Genomic DNA, 23,244 nt, shown 5'->3' with positions numbered 1-23,244 from the left:
AGAGCATCAGCCTTTGGAGGCTGCCGTATGCAAAACCCAATCACACTCCGCGATATCGAAAACCTCAAAAAGCTCGCCAAACAGGCAAAGGCCCTTCACCCAGGACTGAGCCATGCGCAGCGCCTCAACCTGATGGCGCAGCATCATCTTCAAGCACGCAGCTATCACGAAGTTCGTAAGTGGGTCGCTCGCTCGTTAGAGCAGCACTACGAGCGGAAGGACGGTGGCGTGGTCTACTGCAAGCTCTGCCGCTTTTCTTTCGTCCCCGATGTAGCCGAGGACTCGACTACTCACGAGAAGCGTCACCTCAATTTTGAGGACGCTCTTTTCTCCCTCGGAGCGTTACCAGCTGCACATGCCACCCGAGAGCAAAGGAAACGCGAGGCGCATAACCTGATCCATTCCGCACCGTCCGCCGGCGAGGAACTGGCTGGAGTCGAGCAGCTGGTCAACGCCTGGTATGACCGTTCGCTGGAATCCGCGATCGGCAATGGCGACTGGAAGAAACACCCGAGCCTTGCCGAGTATGCCGCGATGATCGTTCCAACCGTTGAGGCCTGGTTGCGGCAGAGCAGGGTGTTGTACCTGTCCAAATACGGCTGCAATCGAGGCGTGATCCCAGAGGGTCAGACAACGTGGGTTCAGCCTGAAGGCTGATAGGGTTGGGTCTTTTGGGGAAGCTGCGACAATCGGCACGTTGATTGATCCCATCTTCCCCAGGACTTCCCACATGAGCCGAGATACCTACGAAGCCAACATCGCCTTCATCGACCAGACGGTAAAGCGCCTGGAGCGCAATGAAGTGAGCATCGACGAGTTGGAGACCCTTGCTCGCGAATTTGCGGATGCCCGTAAGTTCTGCGCCGACCGGCTTACCCGCATCGAGGGCGTTGTTCAAGCAACCTTGGGCGCTGAAGAGGGACAGGCCGGTGAGCGCACCTGATCCGATTGAGCAGCACCTCACTCTCAGCGCATACCTTACCCAGATCCAGAAGGCCATCCGTGCTGCGGTGCCAGACAGCTGCTGGGTTGTTGCAGAACTCAGTGACTTCAAGCGCCGCCCGAACGGCCACTGCTACATGGACATCTTGGAGTCGCGTGAGGGAGCCGAGGTCGCGAAGGCACGGTGCACCATGTTTGCGAACGTCGCCGGCAAGGTACTTGGTGAGTGGCAGCAGGCAACCGGAGGCCTGCCCCAAGCAGGAATGAACGTCCTGCTGAAAGTGAGGGCGGATTTTTCCCCTCAGTTTGGCTTCTCCCTGATGGTCACCGGCATCGACCCGAGCTACACGCTGGGTGACATGCAGGCCAAGATGCAGAAGATCATTGCCTCCCTGAAGGAGCGGCAGTGGTTCGACCTACAGCGGGGACTTCCCTCTCCAGGGGGGTTCTGGCGCGTTGCGGTTGTGGCTCCGCACGAGGCTGCTGGGCTGGCCGATTTTCGGCGTGATGCAGAGCAGTTGGCTGCGGCCGAGGTGTGCGGCTTCGAGTATTTCTCAGCGACGTTCCAGGGGCGTGATGCATCAGACAGCATCCGCTCTGCGTTGCGGACGGTTCATGAGCAACATCAACAGCAGCCATTCGACGCCGTATGCATCATCCGCGGGGGTGGGGCGAAAAGCGATCTGGCCTGGCTCAACGACGCGAACCTTGCGGCTTGGGTGTGCCGGTTGCCTGTTCCGGTATTCACCGGCATTGGGCACGAGATCGACGAATGCGTGCTTGACCTCGTGGCACACCGCCGGTTCGACACACCATCGAAGGTCATCGGGTTCATCAAAACAGCGCTCATGTCTGAGGCCTCAACTGCTCGGGCTCAGGTCGAGCGGGCCAACGGCATGATCTTGCGCCTGGTGTCTGGGCAAGCCCCGCATCTGGATCGCGCTTGGAGCACCTTCAGCCGGCGGGTGACGGAAACGCTCCATGGGGAGCATCGGCAACTGTTGCAACAGCAAAGCAGCCTCGACAAAGGCCGGGACCGCCTCCTCAGCCAACAGCGCATGGCCCTCCAGCTCGCGCAGGATCGATTTTCAAGGCTCGGGGCTGGTCTGTGTGCAGCTGAGCGCCAAAGGGGGCTGTTTGCCGCCTCGAGGGTGGCTTCCCTGAGTAGAGCGCTGATCGCCAAGGAAATTTCGCGCCTGGAGCTTGCATGCACGGTCTACGACAAGACAAATCCGCTTGCACTGCTCGGGAGAGGCTTTGCCTTAGTCCGTGGCCCTGGTGGGGAGATAATCAGTAGTGCCCAGCAGGCTCGCGATGCAGGCAAGCTGGATCTGGCCTTCGCCGATGGCCATGTCATTGCGGAAGTGGCAAAAGCGCAATGAAGCAGCAGAAATATTCCATCTAAATTGCCGAAGAAGGCTGCGAGTGGCGAACCGCAGAGCACTAACCCGAAAGGTTGAGGAAAACAGACTTGAAAAACCCCACGGCGGTCCAAACGAACAAGCTGGTGCGAAGCAAGCTCAGCCCAAAAACTCCCAGTCAGGCCCAAGTCGATGCTATGGCTGAGAGCATTCTCAGTTACGGAATCATGGAGCCCCTTTTGGTTACCCGTCTTGGTGACCGCTATGAGATCACCCCTGGCGGTGGCCAGGTTCGCTGGCTGGCAGCTAAGAAACTGGCTATGGATATAGTCCCTATCCGTGTCGTGGAGCTCGATGATCATTCCAAGGCCGCAGTAGCCCTTATTTGCAACACTGTCCGAGAGAATATTGCACCAGAAGAGGTCATCAACAGCCTCGAAAGGCTGGTTTCCGAGTTCGGGGTAAATGCGGCCGATATTGTGACTGAGCGACTACCTGAGCTTCAGGAGATATCTGCTGAGCACCCGGAGTTTCAAGACCGGATCAAATCCTTACTTGATAGCTGTGAAATCGAAAACTGATCAAGGAAAGCGGATATGGCCAGCCGACGCCAGCCCTTCACCCCATGCAAGCTGTACATCGATGGCGCTGACGACCTAAGCGCTGGCGACTACATCCTCACTTCCGGTGGGTCGGCCTACCTGGTGCAGGCTACTCGGCCCAGCCCGAGCAAACCTGAGCGTCTGTATCTGAACTGCCTGCGCTGGCCGTCCGATCAGATCCCCGAGGACGCCAGGTGCTACCAGCTCAACTGGTACCGGCGTTGAGATAGTGTGACCTCCGGCTGGCCTGGCATACACTGGATAGCTGGGCCCGCCTCCGGCGATAGTGCTGGTGGCGGTCGACGATGTTCATTTCACCGAGATAAAAGCGTGAGCGACCCGGTTCTTTACATCCCACTGCTGGCTTCACAGGCCGACATCCTGGTTGATCCGAGTAGTTCTGCTCGTGTCCTACTGGGGCAGTGGGACGTGCCCCAAGTGGCTTCGGTGGCTGTCATCCAGAATTTGCCGGCCCTGGACGGTAAGCCGAAAAGCGAAACGCTCGTTGAGAAGGCCCTGGCCGAGTTGATCTCAGTCGGAACGGAACTGAGCCAAACGCATCCACCTGGTACTTTTTCTAGCCTGATTGCCGGCCGATTTAAGCGAGAGTTGTTTGAGCGAGGGCTGGCGCTTATGCCTCGGCTGCGGCTGCGCTTCCTGGATGAGGAGACGCTGGACGCGAAGCAATTCCTGAATGGTGGCCACTGGGACTTCAACTTCTGTGCAGCGCACACCCAAAAGCTCAACCCGCTCAAGCATTCGTTCGAGACCCCATCGGGGAAAACAATTTCTCTGTCGAATCAGCAGAGCCGGACGTTTCGCGTTATTCACGCCGAACCCGATGAGAGCATCCATATCCAGGGCCTGGCTGGTACCGGCAAGACCCACATGATCGAACGCTTGGTGGACTCGCTTTCATCATGTCGACCACTCGTGCTGGCGTTCACCGCGGTGCAGCTCCAGGCCCTGATGCAGCGAATCGCAGCCGCGAACGTGAGAGGAATGACGTTCGGAGATCTCGCCAACTACGTGCTTGAACGAAGTGTCGGTTATTACAGGCCGGGCAAGCGGGCATCCGCTCGGCACCAGGTTACCCCGGAAGACATCGCTTCCCGGTTAGGCTTCGGGTCGATAAGTAGGCTCAGTCCAGCCCAAGTAGCCACGGCCTGCGCGAGGATGGTTGCCTCCTTTTGCAACAGCACTGACCTTGCCTTATCAGAGCAGCACATCCCCAAAGGGCTTACCCTCGATGCCGTAGATCGCTTGGTGCTGGTAGGGTATGCGCAAAGGCTGTGGGACCAGACCATAGAACCAACCGATCAGCGCCTTCAGCTCCCCCTTCGCGGCTATCACCGAATCAAGCACATGACCCTTCTTCATGAGGCGGTCATAGGTCTGGAGTTCACCCACATCATTGTCGATGAAGCTCACGACCTGAGCTGGCCACTCTCGGTATTTCTCGACCGCTGTACCCAGCCCGTGATTACCCTGGGTGACGCATGCCAGCGCCTGGATGCACCCACTCCATTCGCGCCGGCCGGCAGATCGAGGGAGTTATAAACCCCCTCATCGACAAACACCCGATACTGAAATTGGCTTCGCTCGAGGGCAACAACGGCATCGAGACAAAGGTTGTCTACTACGACAAGCCAGAGGTTCCCACCGGGGCCGTGACGATACTGGTTGATTCCGAGTGGGGATTATTCGAGTGGTTTCAGCGCCTGGGGAGCGCTGGCGCGACCTTCAGCTTGCTACCTGGAGCAATCAACACTTTCCGCCGGTTCATTCTCGATTGCATTGGCCTGTTCCATGATCAGGTACGGCCAACCCACAGCGCGCTCTTCAGGTACACCAACTGGGATGATCTCCGGGCGGACATGGGCAGCAAAAATAGTAGCTTTCAGCGCATCGACCGGATGCTCAGTAAGGGCTATAGCTCATCAGAGTTCGAGGCATCGTTACTCAACCTCGATGCGTCAGGGACAGCCCCGCTACAGCTCGGCCGGGTCATGGACGCACGCAATTCAGAGGTCGACGCTGTGATGCTCGCGCCAGACTTGCTCAGTCAAGTAGGGCCTGGTGACCGCATTGCGGCGAGCAGGGCTTTTGCAGCCCTTTACACGGGTGGATCGAGAGCTCGTCACAAGCTCATCGTTCCTGGTTATCTCCGGGACTGGGCGTCTGATATGTCCACGGCAGCGAAAGCTCAGCCAACTCCATCCCCCTGAAGGCCTCGCCGGCGACCTGGACAGCAGATTGGCCTGGGTCGTACAGGGGCATGTCTCGCAAATCCGAGGGAAATGTTTTCTGACCGCTTTACGACCTGATTACGGCCTTGCTGGCGCTGACGGCGTGGAATAATCGGTCGAAATCAGCGATCAAGGTTCCCCTCCAATGAATGCTCTGTCGAAAGGCCTACTCGGGTTGGGGGCTATGCCCCTCACGCTGCTGGGCTCATTTGCTGTGTTTCCTGTTTTCGATGCGCCCAGCCAGGGAAACTGGATAGTCGCCGGCACCGTGGCTGCTGCTGGCGCTCTCGGGGCCTGGTTTATTGAGTGGACGGAGCGGAAAGTGGTGGCGAATCGCGTCGTCATCGACCTGAAGCCGAATCAAGTGATCGTCGACGGAGTGCCGATCGACTGCCCGTTTTCCTCCCTGACTCATTTCTTCAGGAGCCGCGATGCTCTTGCGGAGGCTGTTGGTATCGCCGTCAACGAGGCCATGCTCAAACAGGAGAAATTCCTTGTCGCACGAAAATCGGCACTCATCAGGATCTGGCCAGGGAGCTTTCAGGTGACCGACTTCGAGCTGGAGGCGCTTTCCGAGGCCATGACAGCCGAGTTCATTTCGCCGGCGTTTGAGCTGATGGGGCAACCGATGGCTCCGCAGGAAAACCGCAACCTCCCCAGTGCTCCGGCAGTGAATCGCTGAGCACACAACGCCTTCCGGACAGAGGAATCAAATAATGGCCATCAACGAAGAAATTCAGGCGGTACTCAGCAACCCCGGTACCAGTGACTGGCTGAAGTGCAGTTTGGAGAAGGCGATCCACCGCGATTGCGTGGATGCGGCCAATGACGCCGAACTGCTGCACGACCTGCTGAATCGGCGGTGCGATGCAGTCCTGAACGCCGCCGCCGGGCAGGCCATCCCTCGCTAAGAGGGATGGTCAACTACAACAGAATGCCGGGTACTCGCTGGCGATCCATCGACTCGGCTTTCGAGGCAGGTACCAATTCCTGGCAGTGCCATCCATCAGCGAGTTGGATGCAACCCGGCGCGATCCTTGCGGTCGACCTCACCTCGGTAGGCAACGCCTGGTTTTGTATCGGCGCGCTTGTACAACCGCTGGTGAGAATTGCGAGCAGAGCGAGTGGCAGAGTTTGGCGCGGCATGGGATGTGTCCTCTGGGTTGAGTTCGAGCCGAATCATGCCGATCGGCACGAAAATCCCAAGCCAACCAATGCGTAGCCGAGCGGAACGATCAGAACAGATCGATCTGGCCCAATGAGTTACCGCCCAGGCGGGTTATCAGCGCAGTGCGGTCATGCAGGATGGGCTGAAGATCGCTTCTGAAAATCTGGTTGGACATCCGCATCATCCGATCCCAGTCGCCATGGTCGCCCTTGTAGATCGCGATGGTTCCCAGCCCCATCAGGTAATGCAGCCCCGCAGTCGGAGACTGGTCGAAGGTCACGCGGGACAGGGCGTTATCCAACTCGAAGTTCACAAACAGCTCTGCACCTTCCCGATCGATCTCGAATCCGCTGCTGGTCACCACGTCCATGACCACCATGCCACTGCGTGTTGTGGTCAGGAACTCAGCATCGGCAGCAGCATGGGAAATACTGCGCAGGCCGTTGAACATTCCCTGGTACTGATCATCACAGAACGGCACCTCGACCTCGGGGTAGCGCAGGTCTGCCTCGGTGTACTTTGGCAGCGCCGCGATGTCTGGGATCTCATAGCGAACACCTTGCTCGTAGACCTCCAGGAACACCCTCATTGCGGTAAACTGCGGATTCCACGCCATCCGGCCACCCAGTCCGCTCTCATCTGGCCAGGCATTCCAGGGCCATCTGGCCACCTGTTCCACGGCCATCCGGCCGGGCAGTCGGAGCGCAGCGACGCAGGGGTGGCATTGTTAGTCCGGGTTGGCTGGCGTCGTCAATTTCTGCGTCCGTTTGCGCATTGATTCACCCTTCAGATTGATCCGATAAGCGTTGTGCACCAGGCGGTCGAGGATGGCATCGGCCAGGGTCGGATCGCCGATCAGTTCGTGCCAGTTGTCCACCGGCATCTGGCTGGTGACGATGGTCGAGCGCTGGCCGTAACGGTCGTCCAGTAGCTCCAGCATGTCGCGCCGTTGCTCGCCGGTGAACGGGGCCAGGCCCCAGTCGTCGAGGATCAGCAGGTCGGTCTTGGCGTAGCTGCTCATCAGCTTGGCGAAGCGGCCGTCGCCATGGGCCAGACCCAGTTCTTCCAGCAAACGTGGCAGGCGCAGGTAGCGCACGCTGTAGCCCTCCCGGCAGGCCTGGTGGGCCAGGGCGCAGGCCAGCCAGGTTTTACCGACACCGGTGGGGCCGCCGATGATCAGGTTGAGGCCGTCGCGCAGCCACTGACCACTGCTCAGTTGCAAGATCAGCGCCTTATCCAGTCCGCGCGGGCTGCGGTAGTCGATGTCTTCGAGGCAGGCGTTGTGCTTGAGCCGGGCCTGGCGCAGGCGGCTGCTCAGGCGCTTGTCATCGCGTTCGGTCAGCTCGCGGTCGACCAGCAGGCCGAGGCGTTCTTCGAAGCTCAGGCTGTCGATGTCCGGGGTTTTCAGTTGTTCATTCAGCGCCTTGAGCATGCCGTGCAGGCGCAGGGTTTGCAGCTTGTCCAGGGTCGGATGGGGCAGCATGGTGGGATTCCTTGGGGTCAGTGGTAGTAGGCGGATCCGCGCAGGTTGGCGTGGTCGTCCGGCAGCAGCGGCAGGTTGGTTTGAGCTAGCGGCAGGTTTTCCAGGCCCTGGCGCAGGATCGATTCGAGGCTCTTGTAGCTGCACGTGCCGAGGCTGATGGCGCGACGGCAGGCCAACTCCAGACGCGCCTCACCGTGGGTTTTACCCAGGCGCAGGATGCCCAGGCAGGCCCGGTAGCCCTGCTGCGGATGGATGCGCCGTTCGAGGATGTGCCGGATCACGCCGGCGGTGTTCGGCCCGGTCTGCTCGGCCCAGCGGATCAGCCGTTGCGGCGTCCACTCGGCATGCTCGCGATGGCTCTTGGGCATGTGCTCGGCCTGCGTGCTGTGCCTGCCCTTGTGCATTGAGCGCAGGTGGCTGGCCACTCGCTGGTTGGCGTGGAAAAACTCGACGGTGCGCGCCGTCAGGCGCACCTCCAGCTGCTTCTTCACCAGTTGATACGGCACCGAGTAGTAATGCCCATCGACCTCGACGTGGTAGTCGATGTGCACCCGCGCCTTCTTCCACTCGGCGTAGACGTAGGGTTGCTCCGGCAGGGGGCGCAGCGCCGGACGATCCAGAGCTTCGAAGGCCGACTGCCGGGAGCCCGGCAGCTTCTTGAACGGGCGTTGGTTGAGCCGCTCCAGCAGCACTGCGATGGCCGTGTTGAGTTCGTCCAAGGAGAAGAACTGCCGATTCCTCAGTGCGGCGAGGATCCAACGCTCGACCACCTGCACGCCGACTTCGGCCTTGGCCTTGTCGCGCGGTTTGCGTGCCCGCGCCGGCACCACCGCCACGCCATAGTGCTCGGCCAGATCGCGGTAGCTCGGGTTGATGTCCGGCTCGTAGCGGTGACTCTTGCTCACCGCGCTGCGCAGGTTGTCCGGCACCACGATCTCCGGCACGCCGCCGAGGAAGGCGAAGCAACGGGTATGCGAGCCCAGCCAGTCCGGCAGCTGCTGCGACCAGGTGGCTTCGGCGAAGGTGTAGCTGGACGCGCCGAGCACCGCGACGAACACCTGCGCCTGGCGGATCTCGCCGCTGTGGCGGTCGATAACCGGCACCGTCTGGCCGGCATAGTCGACGAACAGCTTCTCGCCGACGCGGTGCTCCTGACGCATCACCACGTCCAGCTTGCCCTGCCAGGCCCGGTAGTGCTCACAGAACCAGCTGTACTGAAAGCCCTGCGGCTGGCTCAGGCGGTACTCCTGCCAGAGCAGCGCCAGGGTCACCCCGGGGCGGCGCAGTTCGGCATGCACCCATGCCCAATCGGGTAAAGGCCGCTTCTCGCTGGCAACCGCCGGGGCCGGCGGGAACAGTTGCTGCTCCAACTCGGCATCGGACAACGAACAGGGCCAACTGAGACCACTGGCGGCAAAACGATTGAGGTAGTCGCCGACGGTGACACGACCGACCTGCACGCTGACCGCAATCTGGCGAGCTGATAGTCCGACCTCGAACTTGAGACGTAGTACTTCGCGAATCTTACGCATGGATAAACGCTCCACGACGACCTCTCTGCTTCGAAAAAGAGGTCGATGGTAGTGAAGAAATCCTGCGTAGCTGCCTGCCCGGTTGAGTGGCCGGATGGCCGTGGAATCAGTGGCCGGATGCGAGTGGAATGGGTGGCCGGATCAGCGTGGAATCGGTGGTCAGATGCTCATGGAATGGGTGGCCAGATGACCGTGGAATCCGCAAGCAGGGTCGCTCTCGATGCGTTTAGCTCCTGGTAAAGCTCTGCCAAGTGCTGAGGTACGGAGGGGTCAACGTGAGTCATGTTTGCTAGTCCTAACCAGGGGAGTGTGCACATAAAACCGCTCCGCTGGCCCTCTGGGCATAGCGTAAATAGCGAAACGGGTATTCTTAAACGTGGTTTTAATTGTTCCTGCCGATAACGCTTCTGTCTATGGAGAAGCGACCACCTACACGCGGGCGACCGGCAGGAACATCAAGCTTTGACCCTCAGGTGGCAGGAGCTTTTGGCAATGTCGTACGCGAAGAACGCCTAAAATCGGGCCTAGCTCAAGAGAAACTTGCTCTCCTGGCTGGGGTTGAGCGGGCGCACCTGGGGAAAATCGAGCGGGGCGAGAGTCTGCCCACACTTCCCTTGATTATGAGATTGTCCAAAGCCCTCGAAGTTAAAGCCGCTGACCTGATATCGCAGATGGAGCAGCGGCTGGATCAATGCGAAGACGGAAGCGGTTGAGTTAGGCGGATTGCGGAACAGCAGGGAACGGAAAAGCGTTTTGAGAGCCGGACGCCAGATCCACTGTGATCCAGTGCTTATCGGTTTCCCCCGTCCGCAGCAACTCCCACACAATGCTCATTCCGGCAGTTGTAACTGCCCGGTTGACCAAGCAGTCCTGCGAACGAATGGCTTCCGCAACCGAGCAGGATTTTTTGGTGTCATCTTCGAGCGTTTCGATTTCAGGGTAAGCGTCCATCACGTTGGGGTAGATGCCCCTCTTGTCTACATGCGCAGCGCCGAAAACAACCTGTCCATGGCGGGCCTCGTTGCCGAGGTCAAGCCACATGCAGTGTCGGGATAGCAGCGCGCTGCTGGCGATTGCGCGGCGGGCCGAAGAAAGGTCAACAGCGGAAATGATCAAGTCGGCGGCGCGCATCGCCTCTATCGTCTCTTGGCTTGGAAATCGGAAGGGCAGGGCCTCCCAGGACGTACCCAGCATGAGATTGTAACGATTCACCAAACTGATTGCTTTGAATTGGCCCAAGTCACACGGCCAGAAACGCTGACGTACGAGGTTCGGCTCGCGCACGATGGCATCGTCAATGACCGTGACCTCCAGACCCTCTGGATGGCCGAGGGAGCGAAGCGCATGGTGGAAGCTGGCCAGCGCATCAACCACCTCACTGCCATTGCCACCGGCCCCGATAACCACAATGCGTGGTGCGCGTTCAACCCACGAGGCTGGCGTCTTGTAGATCGGCGATTGGTGAGCTGTGATCGGATGAACGCTCATCGCGCACCCCCTTTGATAGCTTGCGCTAGCGTTAGCGGGCCACTGTATGACCCTGCTGAAACCAGTTTAGAGGCTGGGAACCGCTTCGATCCTTTCTCGTTCAGTGCTCGATAGAACTCCTTCAAGGCCTCAAACGAGCGGCAACCCGCCACCGGCTCAACCGTGCCGCTGTGGGTGTTGTCGCTCTCCAGCACGAAGTTCTCCCAGGCCGGGATGTTCTCACGTCGAACATCGCGGGGAACATTGCCGCTGCCAGTGCAGAAGGTTCCGCCTTGGTACACGTTCCCCAACGGGGCATAGAAGAGTTCTGTCTCCGGCGTCGGGCGCTGATTGCCCTTGAACGCAAAGCAACGGAAGGATTGGTTGGCCGCAGCGATGAAGATCAAGCCCGGCAGCGGGGCGCGTATGCGCTCGCCAAGGATCGGAATATCGTGCACACCAGGGCGGCGGTACCACGCCAAGACGGTGCGTGAGCTGAACAGATAACTCTCAGGGAGAAATTCTGCTCCGGCATCCTCATTCAACAGCAGAGCAGCCAGTTCGGATTTGTCGTAGGGACTGAATGCCCTCCCAGCGCCCAGCGTGAAGCCGGACTTACCATCTTCCAGCGCAATGACGCTGTGACTGGTGACGGTGACCACGCCGGTCTGGCTGTGGTGGTGTATCAGCATGGCCTTGCTCGAAACTTTTTCACTCAGCATTACCGCATTCCTCTAAAGCGTCGGCGATTCGCTGCAACAGACCTAGGGTCAGCGATAGCGTGTCTAGAACTGGCAGGGTGACGGTTCGCAACTGATCAGGACTCAGCGGTAACCCGATGGCTGGGAAGCCAGAGCCGCCGACGATGCCGTCAAAACCGTCATAGCTACTCTGCTCTAGATTTGGAAAATCCCTAGTCAGGCAAACCAGAATGCTCTCGAAAAGAGAAACCCCATCACCGGCTGTGCCTGGGAAATCATGGGGGTTGAACTCTTTGAGCGATCCACTGGCCTCATGCTCCAGGCAGTGCTGCAAGGCTTCCGCCAGCACTTGAACCAACGGGGCGTGTGCATCATCACGCTCACAGATTTGCCGCGCCTGATCGGACAGCTCCTCGATCTCCAACCGATCTCCCTGGCCAAGGGTGGCTCCAGCTATCTGTTTCAATTCATCCATCTCATAGATGGCGTCAAGCAAGCTGTTTACAGAATCCTCGTCTTGGCCATGGCAGTAGAGATATTCAGCGATGTAATCATCATGCTCGACCGAATCGTCCAGCAGGAAGGCGCACAGTTCCTCTCTAGAGTGTGTTTCCAAGCGCGAAGACAGCTCCTCGAAAGCCTCCGAAAGGCCGTGGTTGAAGTAGCTATGCGGCCCCAGGAAGGTCATTGGCGTATGGAACGGCAGAAGATGGCGTGTCATCGCGTCGAGTGTCTTGAAAAGAAGCACCCGCAGTTCCAGGCTCGCTGGCGCTTGAACTGTGAAAGTAGCGAAGCAGCTCGACTCCAGGATGAAATGACCGTCCTGGATTCCGAAGGCGTAGGCGTCCTCGACGGATGTGGGCAGCTTGACCCGGCCAATCAACGAGCGCTCCAGCTCCGCCATTATCCTGCCTGCCCCATCAGGGCCTGCCTCGATGTGGGGGGCGAGCGCATCAAGTCCGACCAGCCCAGCCTCTACAGCGGCTATTGCATAGGATGCCGTCTCAACTGGATCGACGTATGGGGTATTCAGCCGATTCAGCAGGCTGGTGCGCTGTGGAAAAAGGCCTTCATCACTGATGGCAAAGCACGCACCAAGGCGCTGTACTACTTCGCCCGTAAGGCGATGCAGCCCGTAGCTATTTGGGTACTGCCGAAGCCATTCGATTGAGCTTTCAGCTACCAGGCCAGCTTCCAAGGCCTCCCGGCACAGCATGCTATGAGCTTGGTGGTCGACCACCCCTGCATAGTCCCGGCTGAACAGTTGGGCCTGTGCTTCACGCATCACAGGCCCAACATTCGGCAAGCTAAGAGGTGTCAGCGCGGCAGTTGGAAGTCGATAGTGCCGGGATTGGCGGGGGAGGAGAGCAACTTCCATAGCCTTTGTCTCTGCTGGTGGTCTAAACAATCAGGTTCGGTACCGGATGGGAGGTGGCGATCCAGTTCGCCACGCTCCCACGCTTTCAGGACTTCAAGCGGGTCAACCTTTTGCGCCGAATCCGCCGTCTCGGAACTCGTAGACATAGCTGTCATTCTCCACAATGGGGTCGATAATTTTCGCTCCGTTGAGCTTTGGGAACTGACGGGCATAGTGTTTCAGCACGTCAGTCACGGACATTTCGGGCTGCGGGTCGGGGAGGTCGCGACCGGCGTAGCGAAAAATGCGGGCAAGAGAGATTTCAACAAGTGCCATGAGTGCAATTCCTAGAAAGAGGCCGCGAGGTTCAGATTGGGTTCATCCGAGCAGCTGTCCACGCCAGAACCGCCACCTACCTGCGCAGCGTCGCCATCCTCGGCATCGGCATCGGCATCGAGGTCAGGCGTTGCAGCCTGCTCAGTAGCTGGCGTGGCGGCTTTCGCCTGCACAGTCGCACCAATCGAGCGGATTTCATCCAGCAGGCTCACCCCCTCATTCAGCGCCTGGACGTGCTGTGTCAGGCGCTTCATCAGCGCCTCCTCGATCTCAACAGCACTCCCTACCAGGATCAGCGGGCGGCACATGGCGGCGCGAAGCTGCACTTCGTGCTCGGATGCCTTCTCAGGTGTAGGGCCGAGGTCAGCGGTAATCATCACTTTCAGCGCGTCGGCGGAGGCGGTTTCGATTGCCACATTGACGCGGTGTTGAGTGCCAGCAAGTGCAGTGGCCATTACGGAAAAAAACGTGGATTGCATGATGATGTTCCCTGTCAGGCTTGGGTCGATTCGGATTGCTGGGGAGCGGGGTTCTTCCCGCCCTGTGCCGATAGTTGTAACGCAGGCGGCAAATAACCCAACCAGCTGAACTCTTTGAAAGCCAAGATGGCGTCGATAAGAGCGCTTGCCTTGCCGGTGGTCAGCCCTTCAAAAGCCTTTTCGCCCTTCGCCTCGTTGTAGGCGGCGGCAAAGCCTGAACGCTTGCAATCTTCGATGATGCCCGCCTTAACCTGGGCCTTGAGGTAGCCGTCGTTCATCACGAATCCTTTGGCCGGATCGACGTTCGCGTACTCCATGAACTTGAGCGACTGAGCACCCGACACGGATTTCTCGAATGCGTCAGCGCTATCCGTGCGGAATAGCGAGGCAGCAGCCATGCTGCCCATGAACGTGAGGAGCTTTTCCTCCCCGAGTTGCGCAAGCCGAATCTCGGCATCGGCGCGAGCCGTGGTCATCAGGGCGCTTGTGACACCCATTGCCTTTTCCATCTGTGCCCGCAGCTCGCTCTTGAGGTCGCTGCGCATCTCGAAATACATGCTGACGATGGCCACAGCCAGCGCTAGCGAGCGGTCATTGAGCACGACTTGCTTGCTCATGCGGGCGTAAAGGTCGAAGGCTTCACGGCGTAGCGACTTCTTCACCTGGGTGGGCTTTGCGCTTGCGGCCTTCGGCTTGGCCGGGGCTGCTCCAACAGCGCCCCCGGCAACGGTGGCTGGTGCTGTGTTCGTTACGGTGGCCAGGGCTGTTTTGTAGGCGGCGGTTTTCTCCTTGTGGCAAGGCTTGTTGAAGCACATACCGCCGATCACGTCGCCTTCGCGCCCCCTCGACACCATGACCACTGCGCCGAAGCTTGCACAGGTAGCGCACGCCGCTGCCTGTTGCTCTCCCACACCATCCTCGCCCCGTGCGACGAGCTTCACGTATGAGTCCTTCGCGAGATTCAGCTCGCTATGAACCACCGCGTGCTCCTCCTGCGCCTCGATCAACCGAACAGAAATTAGCTGCTCGGTTTTCCGGTTCCAGCAGACAGAGTTCTGGCAGCGAGACGCCCCAAGGCTTGCCTCGAACAAATCGGCATTCGCGCCCGAGTTGTGGATGCAGCTCCGGCATTCGGTGGTGTCAAAGCGTGCAGTCGAAACGTCCCGAGTCAACTCCAGCAGGCGCGCCCTGGTCTGCTCGACGGAATAATTCTTCTCGATGATCTTCGACAGAATGCCCGCCTGATCGGGGGCAGGGAGACGACACAGCAATTCAGCGTGGCCAATCTTGATTTGCTCCTCCAGCAGGGCATCGGCCACCGCATCACAGGCATGGGCGAGCAGCAGGCGGCTGTCGAGCTTGGTTCTAGACCAATCCAAGGCCTTCATCACCGCCAAGTGGTCGTTGGCCATGTCCTCCAGCAAAATTACGGCATGCTGGGCTTCTTCGATTGGCGTCAGGTCAGCCCGCACCTGGTTCTCCAGCGCAGCAATCAACCGCGCTTCCTGATCGCTCATAGCGCGGATCAGGGCGGGAACCTCGATCAAGCCCGCATCGTGGGCCGCAGTCCAGCGCCGGTTGCCAGCGACCACCTCATGGTCGTAGTTCGGGTCATCGCTTACAGGCCTGACCAGAATCGGCTGGATGATGCCTTTAGCGCTGATCGAACGTACCAGTTGCTCATAAGCGGACTTCTTCCGGCCTTTACGCGGGTCGATTTGCGGGTTGCGGCGGATACGGCCGAGGGGGAGGACTTGGGCTACTTGCTGATTCACTTGGCTAAACTCCGTGTTTGCTATGAGTTCAGCTTCCCCCACTTTCTGGAAAACCCAAGTAGTAGCGGCCCATTAAATCCGACGAAAACGTTGCGTGAAAACAGCAAAATGAGCGCACGCTCCGAGCGAAAATTGGCCCCACATTCAGAGACAGGTGGACGCTCAAGCCAATGAAATTTTTCTCTGCCGTTTTGCTGATACTGGCTGCACCGGCGTCAGCGCTGGCTCAATCTTCGCTCCCACCCTATGTGGCCGCAGCAATAGCCGAATTCCACGCGAAAATCTTCATGTTCGTTGGGTGCTCGCTCGCTGGCGCATTGTTCGGAGCATTGCTGGCGCGAAGGATCGACAAGAAACGCAGGGCAATGCGGGATTTGACCTTTTCTGTATCGACGTTGGCTGGCTCCGTGGTTGGGTTGCTTTCGTTTCTCGGAAAACTGTAGGAGACGTATGTGGGACTGGACGATAGGGAGTACATGCAGGAGCGAGCGAGGCAACGCGCCCGCGAAGGGAATCAGACAGACCGCTCAGAGAACGATCCGGTAAAGGATGCCTACTACAACCCAAAAGATTTCCGTCGCGAGCGGCTTCGCATCAAAGTTCCGAACTGGGGAGGGGAAAGAGAGGGGGGCGAATCCAGTAGCCCAGGAGTTGGAACTTTGTACTCGGTCTTCCTGGTAGGGATCGTGGTGGGATTCTTTATCACCTGCCTGCTGGGCTTGCTTCGATTCGAGCTTTTCGCCTGGGGACTTCAGATGATGCAGCCGCTTGCGATGCTGTTCTTGGAAATCTAGCCAATCGCTCAACTAGAAGCCGCCTGTTCGGCGGCAATAGGTGCATCTAACTGACCTCTCTATCAACCGCCTACACGGCGGCACACAGCAACAGATCGGTTGGGTGGCTCAGCACCCTGCAAGCCGCCTATGCGGCGGCAAAGACATCAACGGACGCGGTTATACCATGACAGCACTTCATATTCTCCTGAGCGTGGTTTTAGCGGGAGTCGGCACAGCGCCAGCAAAGCATCTTTGAGCGCTGGCGCTTTGGCGAAAGCCTTTTGCAGTGTCTTGTTATCCGACTCGACCTTGGCGGCGTTACCCGCAACGTTGGCCTGCTGACGCGACTGAAAGGTATGCAGCGCTGGCGCTACGTCTTTCTTCCAGTCCAAATCGCCCATGATCGTCACGGCCTGCCGCACAATGCTCAGGTCAAACTCAAACGTCGCACCGGCTGCGCAAAATCGGCAGAGCGCCGGGGGCTGAGAGCGTTTCATGCTGGCGTTCGGGTTTGCGTTGCCGATGACCCCGATCATCCACGCCGCATCCAGCGGCGCATCATTGACCAGCCATTGCGCAATGTACTTCTCGCCGCTGCCGTCTTCGCTCGGCACGAAAGACAGGCCGGGCATATTCGGCATTTCGACCTTGCCGATGAGAACGCTCTTGTCCGGGCTGGCGATATAGAACGCATCAATACCTGCGCCGAGCGTGTTGCTCGCAATGCCCTTTTTCATGCGGGTCTGGACGCCGATCTTGGTGGACGCCGCAGGCTCAACATCGGGTGCCAGGTAGCGGCCAATGCAGTTGTACCAGAAATCTAATTCTTGCATTTAACTTACCTCGGGTTTAATTTCTCGCCGAGATTACTTCCAGCCATCCGCGCTGTCTACTTGGAGACGATTCAATGGCAACTCACTATGTACTCGAAGGCGAAATCAAAGCAGAGCAGCCGCTGGCTACGTGCAGCGCGGCGCTGAAAGAAGCGGAAGGCGGCAAGGGTAAGCCAATCCCTGTGCCCCACATGCAGACCCCGGAAGGCAACCGTCTGTATTTCCCGGCTACCGGGATTCGCGGCAAGCTGCGCCGCGCTTTGCGTGATGTGCTGCGTGAGAACGAAATCAAACGCACTGGCAACGACAAGCCGCTGTCGCTCGACCAGCACTATCTGCTCACCCTCGGCGGCATCAAGGGTTCCGAGGAAACCGACAAGGCATCGGTGGATCAAGAATCGCAGTGGCGTGAGCGCAACGTCCTGCTGAGTCTGTTTGGTGCTGGCGATGCAGGCTACATGGGCATGGTTCATGGCCGGCTGGCCGTTGGCAACGCGATCTGTGAATCGGTCAGCGTGCCGCATGTGTTCAGCGGCGTGCGCAGTGACGACCTGTACCGCGACCGCAGCCAAATTGAGTTCTTGTCGCAGGCAGATATTAGCGCCCTGGTAGCACAGTCGCAGGGCAACCGCGATGCCTCGGGCATCAAGAAGGAAATAGCCGTACTCGACAAAGCCCGCAAAGCTGCACGCGCCGCGAAAGAGGGTGATCGTGTCGATGAACTGAGTGCCAAAATCGAACAGCTCGAAACTGACATGAAGAACGTCAAGGCTGAAACCGGGGCGAAAATGTCTATCGGTATGCCGCTCGACGGCTGGCAAGCCATTCCGGCTGGTGCGGTGATGCGCCATCGTTTCATGCTGAACAACGCCAAACCGACCGAGCTGGGTGCACTGCTTGCGGCGCTGGATCATTTCAGCGCACTGCCTACCCTCGGCGCTCACCTCGCCGCAGGATGCGGCCTCGTATCTGCCCGCTGGGAGCTGTTTAAAGTCGTTCCGGGCGAAGGCAAGACCTCGTTGGGCGTACTGGTTCTTGAGCCGTTCGCTGGCGCTGTGACCATCGAAGCGCCAGCCGACAGCGAAGTATTCGCCGCCCGCAAAGCGTTCCAAGACTACTTGGCTGGGGATCAATTCAACTTGTCGATTCCGAGTGCTGCCGCATGCAAAGCCTGACGCACTACATCGACCTCGCGCCCCACAATGGCAACGCATTCTTTGAGCTTCATGGGCGCATTGTGACGGGAGCACACCTGAGCGCCCAAGATGGGAAGCCGGTCGCGATTGATTGGCCGGGCTGGAAAAACGTACCGGGCGGGTTTGGCCCTGTGGTGCGCCTGCTTGGTGAGCCTTCGGCCATCGAACACTGCCTGTCGGTTATTTCGCCGCTGGTTGAGGCTGAGTTGGTAGATGTGTGGGGTGAAGTGAAAACGGTGCCAGATAATGCTGCCTGGTCGCACGGCTATCGCCGTCACCGCAAACCCGACAAGTGCTCACCCACTCACCAGCGCCGGCTGGAGCGTCGTGCGCTGGCGCGGGGTGAAGTGTATGAGCAGCCGGCTTATGGCGAATGGCTGAAAGCCAGTCATCGGCTGCCCATGCAGAGCCGATCCACGGGGCAGCACTTTTACATCTTCATCAAGCGTGTAAGCGCTGCTGATCTGCGTTCGGCGGAGCCCCGCGGCTATGGCTTCGGCGCGGTCGTCCCTCAATTTTAAGCCGGAGTGCTCCATGAGCGATTTAGAAAAAAAGCTGCTCCAAGTCGTGGATAACGTGCTCGGGCCGAACGGCAAAATGGTGCGTGGGAAGTGCGAGCAAGGTAAGCGCACGTTCCGCTACAACAACAAGCAGCACGAATACGCAAAAGCCGTTGCTCGCGGCTTTTGCCGGTATTCACCTGCCGAGCGAGCGGCGGCGGTCAACATGCTGCAAGCCGCCACGGGGACGGGCAAAACACTCGGCTACCTGGTGCCGGCATTCGCTTACTCTGCTATTACGGGTGAGCGTGTGATTGTTTCGACGTACACGAAGGCATTGCAGCAGCAGATTTTGAAAAACGACGCGCCTCGGGCGCAAGCTTGGGTGCAAGATGAACTGGGCGTCAGCGTGAGTTTTGCGCGCCGGGTCGGGCGCGCCAACTACCTTTCCATGCAAGCATGCCAGTATCAGAAAGCGCTTCTTGCCGATGCTGGCGCAGCCGAAGCCGCCGATTTTGTGGCTGGTGTTATCGCGTGGCTGCAAGGTGATGCGCAACAGTTGCCGACGCTCGATGACTACTTGGCCGAACTGGGGGAGGGTGCAAGCCTGCCTGACGGCTTGGATAGCAAGCTGCTGTGCCTGTCGAGTGAATCACCGGAAGTCGAAAACGAGGCTTACACGATCGCGATGCAAGAGACGCATGCCGTCGACGTGGCGATCGTCAACCACGCGCTAGTGATGATGGACGCCATGCTTTGGACTGCACTGCTCAATCCTGGGCGCCAAGCTAGCGTACTGATCTGCGACGAGGCTGACCGCTTGACTGACGCTGCCGAGTCCGTGCTGGGCGCTGACGTGTCCATGCACCAGTTCAGCCGATTGACGCAGGAAGTGGCCGAGGCATTCAGCCTGCCGGGCATCACTGATCATGTCGGCAACCTGTACAGCGCGGTGATGGCTGTCGATCCCGGCCACGCGAAAATGGCGACATTGCCACAAGAGATTGGGCAACGCATCGCTGGCGTTCTGAGCACGCTCAAACCTCATGTCGAGAAATTCTCCACGATCCTCACCTCGCCGCAAAGCGAGCTGGGTGATTCTGCGCACAAGAAGGCACTGATCGCCAACTTCTGCGACAGCTACAACAGCCTGGATGCCGTTCTGAAGGCTTCACGCTCACAAGGCAACACGAGCATCATCAGTTGGTCTCCCGTGCGCCACTACCCATCGTTGCGCGTGGGACAGCCTGAACCTGCTCGCATCTTGACCCGCTTGCTTGCAAAGGCTGACTGGTGGGATGAAGACGATGGCCGCGTACTGCCTGAACGCAGCTACCTGAAAGCAGCTCTTTTTACGTCTGCAACCTTGGCTACACCGGGGCGCACATTGCCGGCAGCTTTCGATGCCTTCGCCAACACTGTAGGTGTCATCCGCCACTGCAAAGCAGGCATGAACACGCCGATTCACAACGTCACCGCTGATCTGTATCGCGTATTCGATGCGCCAGCCGACTTCGGTGAAATGTTCTTTGTCTTGCCTGCGCCAGATGCGCCGTTACCGACCGGCGAAGTCAGCGAAGATCAGGATTATGTTTCCGCCTCCAACCCCGAATGGCTGGCGTACACCGGGGCAATGATTCGTGAGGCAGCTAGCGCGGGCGGCAAAACGCTGGTGCTGACGCTCAGTCATGCGGATACGAAAAGCCTGGGCCTGATTCTCGCCGACGTGCCGGGCCTGATCGTCGCCAAGCAGGGCGACTCTATGAGCACGCTGAAACAGCGTTATGTCGAAACCGAAAACGCCGTGATGATATCGCCGGGCGCTTGGGAAGGGCTTGACCTGCCGGGTGACGTGCAGAACCTCGTTATCACGCGCCTGCCCTTCGGCTCCCTTAATGGCTTCCGCCTGAGCCTGAAAGAAGCGGTGCTGCGTCACCGTGGCTACAGCGAAGACAAGATCACCGCCATCAAGTTTGCCGACCTCGGTGCCGAGGCGCGCCGCCGCCTCGTACAGGGCTTGGGCCGTGGGATTCGTCAGCGCGATGACCGCGTAGAGGTCTGGATTGCTGACTCGCGCTTTCCGTACCCAGAGTCTTTTTCTTCGTCACTTGACGATGCTTTGATGGTTCGGCGGCAGCGGGTGCTGGCCACGTTTGCCGGCTGCATCCCGCAACGCTTTGAAGACAGCTTCAACGCGGCTCGCTTGTTCTTGACCAGCGGCAAAGTCCACACACCGGAGCTTGTCTGATGGCAATTGATTTCAAGCTAGTAATCAAGCTCGCAACGCCATTCGTGATGAGCCGACCGCGCACCACGCTCGACGGACTGCTGTCGGCTGCCGTGTTTCGTGAAACGGGGCTCATGGGGGGCGACACAATACCCCACATCCCGCTTGAGCGTGAGGACGGCATCTTTAAAGGGAGTTGCGCGTTTGTGTCGGGTGGGTACACCCACGCCACGGTACAGCGCATTATGAACCTGCGCGGCCTTGCAGATATGACCGATGAGCACTTTGCGCCTAACTCCAAGGGCAAGGTTAAACGTTACCTTGGCGTGGACATTAAGCGCGGCCCGTACAAAGCCAACATGAGCAGTTACGCCGGCATTGACGCCAAGACCGTGATTTTCTTTGGAAAAGGTGATCCTGATCGCGTGGTTGAGCTGATCAAGAACAATATTCCTGGCCTCGGTCGCCGGGCCAATGCTGGCGCTGGCGAAATCATCGACGTGAGCTGGGTGAAGGTATCGGCTGACCGTGATTGCTCCTGGATCATGCCCAGCGGCTCGCCGGCCAGGCCGTTACCGCTCGACGTGTGGAACCGCATTAGCGGCCACCGCAAAATGCCGGTCGCTGATCTGACTGTGCGGGTGCCGTATTGGTCGGGTGAGGCTGTCCAGGCGGTCTACCCGATGGACACGGCGGCGTAACGCGGTGCTGGCGAGTCACAAAGAGGGAATCGTCTACTTGGAGCATTGCCGCATCCAGGTGGACGATGAAAGGCTCTGCTTGGTGCGCTCGAAAGACGCACTGGAGAAGTTCTGGAGCATTCCGCACGCGGCGACTCTTTCCATCTTGCTCGGCCCTGGTACTTCGTTAACTCAGGCAGCGGCGAAGTTTCTGGGGAGCGAGGGTGTACTTGTCGCATTTGTAGGTGGCGAGGGGACGCCGATCTATTACGCATCCCAAAACGAATACAGGCCAACCGAGTACCTGCAAGCATGGGTTCGGAGTTGGAGTGAGCCAAATACTCGCTTGGCGATGGCGAAAGTTTTCCAGTCAGCGAGAGTCAAAATGCTCAGGAAAACAGCCAGCGTTTTTGCCGAACTGAACCCGTGCGAACAGGCGATATTCAGGTTTGAGCAAGAGACAAGGGCGGCTACGTCAGAAGCTCAGATACTGGCAGAAGAAGGCGTGTTATCGAAGGTGCTTTATCGCGCATGTGCTGGCGCAGCGGCCATGGATGGTTTTACCCGAGATCATCAAGGCGATGATTCGGCGAACAAGCTGCTATCGACCGGGAACTACTTAGCCTACGGGCTGGCAGCATCCTCGCTCTGGCTTCTCGGGATTCCGCACAGCCTTCCAGTCGTCCACGGTCGTACTCGGCGGGGTGGCTTAGTGTTCGACCTGGCGGATGTAGTCAAAGACGCTTGCGTCATGCCGACAGCTTTTCGCAGTGCCGCGCTCGGCGACGACAGGGCCGAATTTAGGGCCAAGTGCATTGCTGTCTTCGATAAATACCGGGTTTTGGAAACCATGATCGAAACAATTAAGGACGCTTGTGATTGTCATCGCCGTTGATGAGAGCCAAAAGCGTTCGCTGAGGAGATCCAGGCGAGTGTTATCCAAATGGCTCAGCCAAATAGGCTCTCGCACATGGACTGGGAGCCTAAGCCAAGAGGGTATCCAGCAGATGCGCAGCGAGCTTGCAAAGGCAGCGAGTAAAACCAGTGCTGTGGCCGTTTTTGCTGTGCGATCAGGGCGCAGAATGACTCTTTTGTTCTTCTGTGGTGCTCGAACCGATTGGGATGAAAATGGCTGGTTTTCTCATAAATCTATCAGCGCAAAATGCCTCATTGATAGTGACTATTTATTGAAGCAAGTGATTGAAAAATAGAAAGTAATCGCGGATTTATAACAGTGTGCCGCCGTGTAGGTGGCTTGAAGTTACCGCACCCCGCAAGCAGCGCCGCCAGCGCGGGTGTGCCGCCGTGTAGGTGGCTTGAAGTTGCATACCTGTTTTGTGTGACCGTATACCGAGGTGTGCCGCCGTGTAGGTGGCTTGAAGTATAGGCTCAACGGCCTGTTTCCACATACCTGCGTGTGCCGCCGTGTAGGTGGCTTGAAGTGCAAGGCTGACGAGAAAGAAGACCCGTATGAAGTGTGCCGCCGTGTAGGTGGCTTGAAGTGAACACCTGCTCAACGATTCCGCTGTAGTAGCGTGTGCCGCCGTGTAGGTGGCTTGAAGTTGGATGTAAGAACCGGC

General features: G+C 58.7%; 28 protein-coding genes and 1 CRISPR repeat array (1 of these 29 only partly in view). Of the genes, 18 read left to right on the top strand and 10 right to left on the bottom strand.

Annotated features, from left to right (window positions below):
• Positions 1–27: 27 nt before the first annotated feature.
• From ACX3YD_RS32605 to ACX3YD_RS32565, 9 genes are all read left to right on the top strand, one after another.
• The gene (locus ACX3YD_RS32605) at positions 28–657 is read left to right on the top strand and encodes a hypothetical protein (RefSeq protein ID WP_013100930.1); all 630 of its coding nucleotides are present in this window, start codon (positions 28–30) and stop codon (positions 655–657) included.
• Positions 658–730: 73 nt separating this feature from the next.
• On the top strand, positions 731–943 hold the full coding sequence (locus tag ACX3YD_RS32600; protein ID WP_013100931.1) for an exodeoxyribonuclease VII small subunit: 213 nt from the start codon (positions 731–733) through the stop codon (positions 941–943).
• Positions 930–2,324, top strand: coding sequence for an exodeoxyribonuclease VII large subunit (xseA, locus tag ACX3YD_RS32595; RefSeq protein WP_458962155.1), 1,395 nt, complete (start codon positions 930–932; stop codon positions 2,322–2,324). The genes ACX3YD_RS32600 and xseA overlap by 14 nt, the downstream gene beginning before the upstream one ends.
• Before the next feature lie 89 nt (positions 2,325–2,413).
• Positions 2,414–2,884, top strand: coding sequence for a ParB/RepB/Spo0J family partition protein (locus ACX3YD_RS32590; RefSeq protein ID WP_080963864.1), 471 nt, complete (start codon positions 2,414–2,416; stop codon positions 2,882–2,884).
• Between the two features lie 15 nt (positions 2,885–2,899).
• Entirely contained in the window at positions 2,900–3,130 is a 231-nt protein-coding gene (locus ACX3YD_RS32585) for a hypothetical protein (RefSeq protein WP_028619968.1), read from the top strand.
• 105 nt (positions 3,131–3,235) lie between these two features.
• Positions 3,236–4,465 carry a hypothetical protein gene (locus tag ACX3YD_RS32580; protein WP_458962154.1) on the top strand — a complete coding sequence of 410 codons (1,230 nt, stop codon included), beginning with the start codon at positions 3,236–3,238 and terminating at the stop codon, positions 4,463–4,465.
• Positions 4,405–5,133, top strand: a complete 729-nt coding sequence (locus tag ACX3YD_RS32575; RefSeq protein ID WP_458962153.1) for a hypothetical protein — start codon at positions 4,405–4,407, stop codon at positions 5,131–5,133. The genes ACX3YD_RS32580 and ACX3YD_RS32575 overlap by 61 nt, the downstream gene beginning before the upstream one ends.
• Positions 5,134–5,299: 166 nt before the next feature.
• Positions 5,300–5,836: a hypothetical protein gene (locus ACX3YD_RS32570; protein ID WP_047883122.1), complete on the top strand. Its 537-nt coding sequence runs from the start codon at positions 5,300–5,302 to the stop codon at positions 5,834–5,836.
• 34 nt (positions 5,837–5,870) lie between these two features.
• A complete protein-coding gene (locus ACX3YD_RS32565; protein WP_047883121.1) occupies positions 5,871–6,065 on the top strand; it encodes a hypothetical protein in 195 nt (64 codons plus the stop codon).
• Positions 6,066–6,389: 324 nt separating this feature from the next.
• Here the strand turns inward: ACX3YD_RS32565 and ACX3YD_RS32560 are convergent, their stop codons facing one another.
• Genes ACX3YD_RS32560 through istA form a run of 3 tightly spaced genes read right to left on the bottom strand, consistent with a single transcriptional unit; the run spans position 6,390 to position 9,337 of the window.
• Entirely contained in the window at positions 6,390–7,001 is a 612-nt protein-coding gene (locus tag ACX3YD_RS32560) for a hypothetical protein (RefSeq protein WP_458962152.1), read from the bottom strand.
• Positions 7,002–7,049: 48 nt separating this feature from the next.
• The gene (gene istB, locus ACX3YD_RS32555; protein WP_019437637.1) at positions 7,050–7,805 is read right to left on the bottom strand and encodes an IS21-like element ISPpu7 family helper ATPase IstB; all 756 of its coding nucleotides are present in this window, start codon (positions 7,803–7,805) and stop codon (positions 7,050–7,052) included.
• A 17-nt stretch (positions 7,806–7,822) separates the two neighbouring features.
• On the bottom strand, positions 7,823–9,337 hold the full coding sequence (gene istA, locus ACX3YD_RS32550) for an IS21 family transposase (RefSeq protein WP_458962151.1): 1,515 nt from the start codon (positions 9,335–9,337) through the stop codon (positions 7,823–7,825).
• Positions 9,338–9,750: 413 nt separating this feature from the next.
• Here istA and ACX3YD_RS32545 point away from each other — a divergent pair, with 413 nt between their 5' ends.
• Positions 9,751–10,050, top strand: a complete 300-nt coding sequence (locus ACX3YD_RS32545) for a helix-turn-helix domain-containing protein (RefSeq protein ID WP_011600738.1) — start codon at positions 9,751–9,753, stop codon at positions 10,048–10,050.
• Position 10,051: 1 nt separating this feature from the next.
• On the opposite strand, the gene ACX3YD_RS32540 is transcribed toward ACX3YD_RS32545, so the two are convergent.
• The 6 genes from ACX3YD_RS32540 to ACX3YD_RS32515 form a co-directional block, all read right to left on the bottom strand.
• A complete protein-coding gene (locus ACX3YD_RS32540) occupies positions 10,052–10,825 on the bottom strand; it encodes a PRTRC system ThiF family protein (RefSeq protein ID WP_084341307.1) in 774 nt (257 codons plus the stop codon).
• The gene (locus tag ACX3YD_RS32535; protein WP_373347807.1) at positions 10,822–11,526 is read right to left on the bottom strand and encodes a PRTRC system protein B; all 705 of its coding nucleotides are present in this window, start codon (positions 11,524–11,526) and stop codon (positions 10,822–10,824) included. Before ACX3YD_RS32535 ends, ACX3YD_RS32540 begins: the two co-directional genes overlap by 4 nt.
• Complete coding sequence (locus tag ACX3YD_RS32530) at positions 11,516–12,790, bottom strand: hypothetical protein (protein ID WP_458962150.1); 1,275 nt, start codon at positions 12,788–12,790, stop codon at positions 11,516–11,518. Before ACX3YD_RS32530 ends, ACX3YD_RS32535 begins: the two co-directional genes overlap by 11 nt.
• 195 nt (positions 12,791–12,985) lie before the next feature.
• Complete coding sequence (locus ACX3YD_RS32525; RefSeq protein WP_033039658.1) at positions 12,986–13,198, bottom strand: PRTRC system protein C; 213 nt, start codon at positions 13,196–13,198, stop codon at positions 12,986–12,988.
• Positions 13,199–13,209: 11 nt separating this feature from the next.
• The gene (locus tag ACX3YD_RS32520; protein WP_050511554.1) at positions 13,210–13,677 is read right to left on the bottom strand and encodes a hypothetical protein; all 468 of its coding nucleotides are present in this window, start codon (positions 13,675–13,677) and stop codon (positions 13,210–13,212) included.
• A 14-nt stretch (positions 13,678–13,691) separates the two neighbouring features.
• A complete protein-coding gene (locus ACX3YD_RS32515) occupies positions 13,692–15,452 on the bottom strand; it encodes a PRTRC system ParB family protein (protein ID WP_083377962.1) in 1,761 nt (586 codons plus the stop codon).
• A gap of 170 nt (positions 15,453–15,622) precedes the next feature.
• On the opposite strand from ACX3YD_RS32515, the gene ACX3YD_RS32510 reads away from it, so the two are divergent.
• Together ACX3YD_RS32510 and ACX3YD_RS32505 are read left to right on the top strand one after the other, a co-directional pair.
• The gene (locus tag ACX3YD_RS32510) at positions 15,623–15,895 is read left to right on the top strand and encodes a hypothetical protein (RefSeq protein WP_033039663.1); all 273 of its coding nucleotides are present in this window, start codon (positions 15,623–15,625) and stop codon (positions 15,893–15,895) included.
• 9 nt (positions 15,896–15,904) lie between these two features.
• On the top strand, positions 15,905–16,246 hold the full coding sequence (locus tag ACX3YD_RS32505; protein WP_011600745.1) for a hypothetical protein: 342 nt from the start codon (positions 15,905–15,907) through the stop codon (positions 16,244–16,246).
• A gap of 146 nt (positions 16,247–16,392) precedes the next feature.
• Here ACX3YD_RS32505 and ACX3YD_RS32500 read toward each other — a convergent pair whose 3' ends face one another.
• Complete coding sequence (locus ACX3YD_RS32500; protein WP_033039666.1) at positions 16,393–17,061, bottom strand: hypothetical protein; 669 nt, start codon at positions 17,059–17,061, stop codon at positions 16,393–16,395.
• A 74-nt stretch (positions 17,062–17,135) separates the two neighbouring features.
• On the opposite strand from ACX3YD_RS32500, the gene ACX3YD_RS32495 reads away from it, so the two are divergent.
• Genes ACX3YD_RS32495 through ACX3YD_RS32470 form a run of 6 tightly spaced genes read left to right on the top strand, consistent with a single transcriptional unit; the run spans position 17,136 to position 22,875 of the window.
• A complete protein-coding gene (locus ACX3YD_RS32495) occupies positions 17,136–18,236 on the top strand; it encodes an RAMP superfamily CRISPR-associated protein (protein ID WP_023093823.1) in 1,101 nt (366 codons plus the stop codon).
• A complete protein-coding gene (locus ACX3YD_RS32490; RefSeq protein ID WP_033039671.1) occupies positions 18,224–18,778 on the top strand; it encodes a type I-F CRISPR-associated endoribonuclease Cas6/Csy4 in 555 nt (184 codons plus the stop codon). Before ACX3YD_RS32495 ends, ACX3YD_RS32490 begins: the two co-directional genes overlap by 13 nt.
• Positions 18,747–21,005 carry an ATP-dependent DNA helicase gene (locus tag ACX3YD_RS32485; protein ID WP_080725281.1) on the top strand — a complete coding sequence of 753 codons (2,259 nt, stop codon included), beginning with the start codon at positions 18,747–18,749 and terminating at the stop codon, positions 21,003–21,005. Before ACX3YD_RS32490 ends, ACX3YD_RS32485 begins: the two co-directional genes overlap by 32 nt.
• Positions 21,005–21,685 carry a hypothetical protein gene (locus ACX3YD_RS32480; RefSeq protein ID WP_023093826.1) on the top strand — a complete coding sequence of 227 codons (681 nt, stop codon included), beginning with the start codon at positions 21,005–21,007 and terminating at the stop codon, positions 21,683–21,685. The genes ACX3YD_RS32485 and ACX3YD_RS32480 overlap by 1 nt, the downstream gene beginning before the upstream one ends.
• Before the next feature lie 4 nt (positions 21,686–21,689).
• Positions 21,690–22,559, top strand: a complete 870-nt coding sequence (gene cas1f / locus ACX3YD_RS32475) for a type I-F CRISPR-associated endonuclease Cas1f (RefSeq protein ID WP_031684010.1) — start codon at positions 21,690–21,692, stop codon at positions 22,557–22,559.
• Positions 22,540–22,875 (top strand): hypothetical protein, encoded by a 336-nt coding sequence (locus tag ACX3YD_RS32470; RefSeq protein ID WP_322960085.1) that lies wholly within the window; start codon positions 22,540–22,542, stop codon positions 22,873–22,875. Before cas1f ends, ACX3YD_RS32470 begins: the two co-directional genes overlap by 20 nt.
• A gap of 23 nt (positions 22,876–22,898) precedes the next feature.
• Positions 22,899–23,244: a CRISPR direct-repeat array (repeat unit 28 nt; unit sequence GTGTGCCGCCGTGTAGGTGGCTTGAAGT); it runs 281 nt beyond the window's last position.

The organism is Pseudomonas fluorescens group sp. PF-1 (assembly GCF_054481335.1).
The sequence above is the reverse complement of the archived record's forward strand: the minus strand, read 5'-3'. Positions and strand labels throughout refer to the sequence as shown.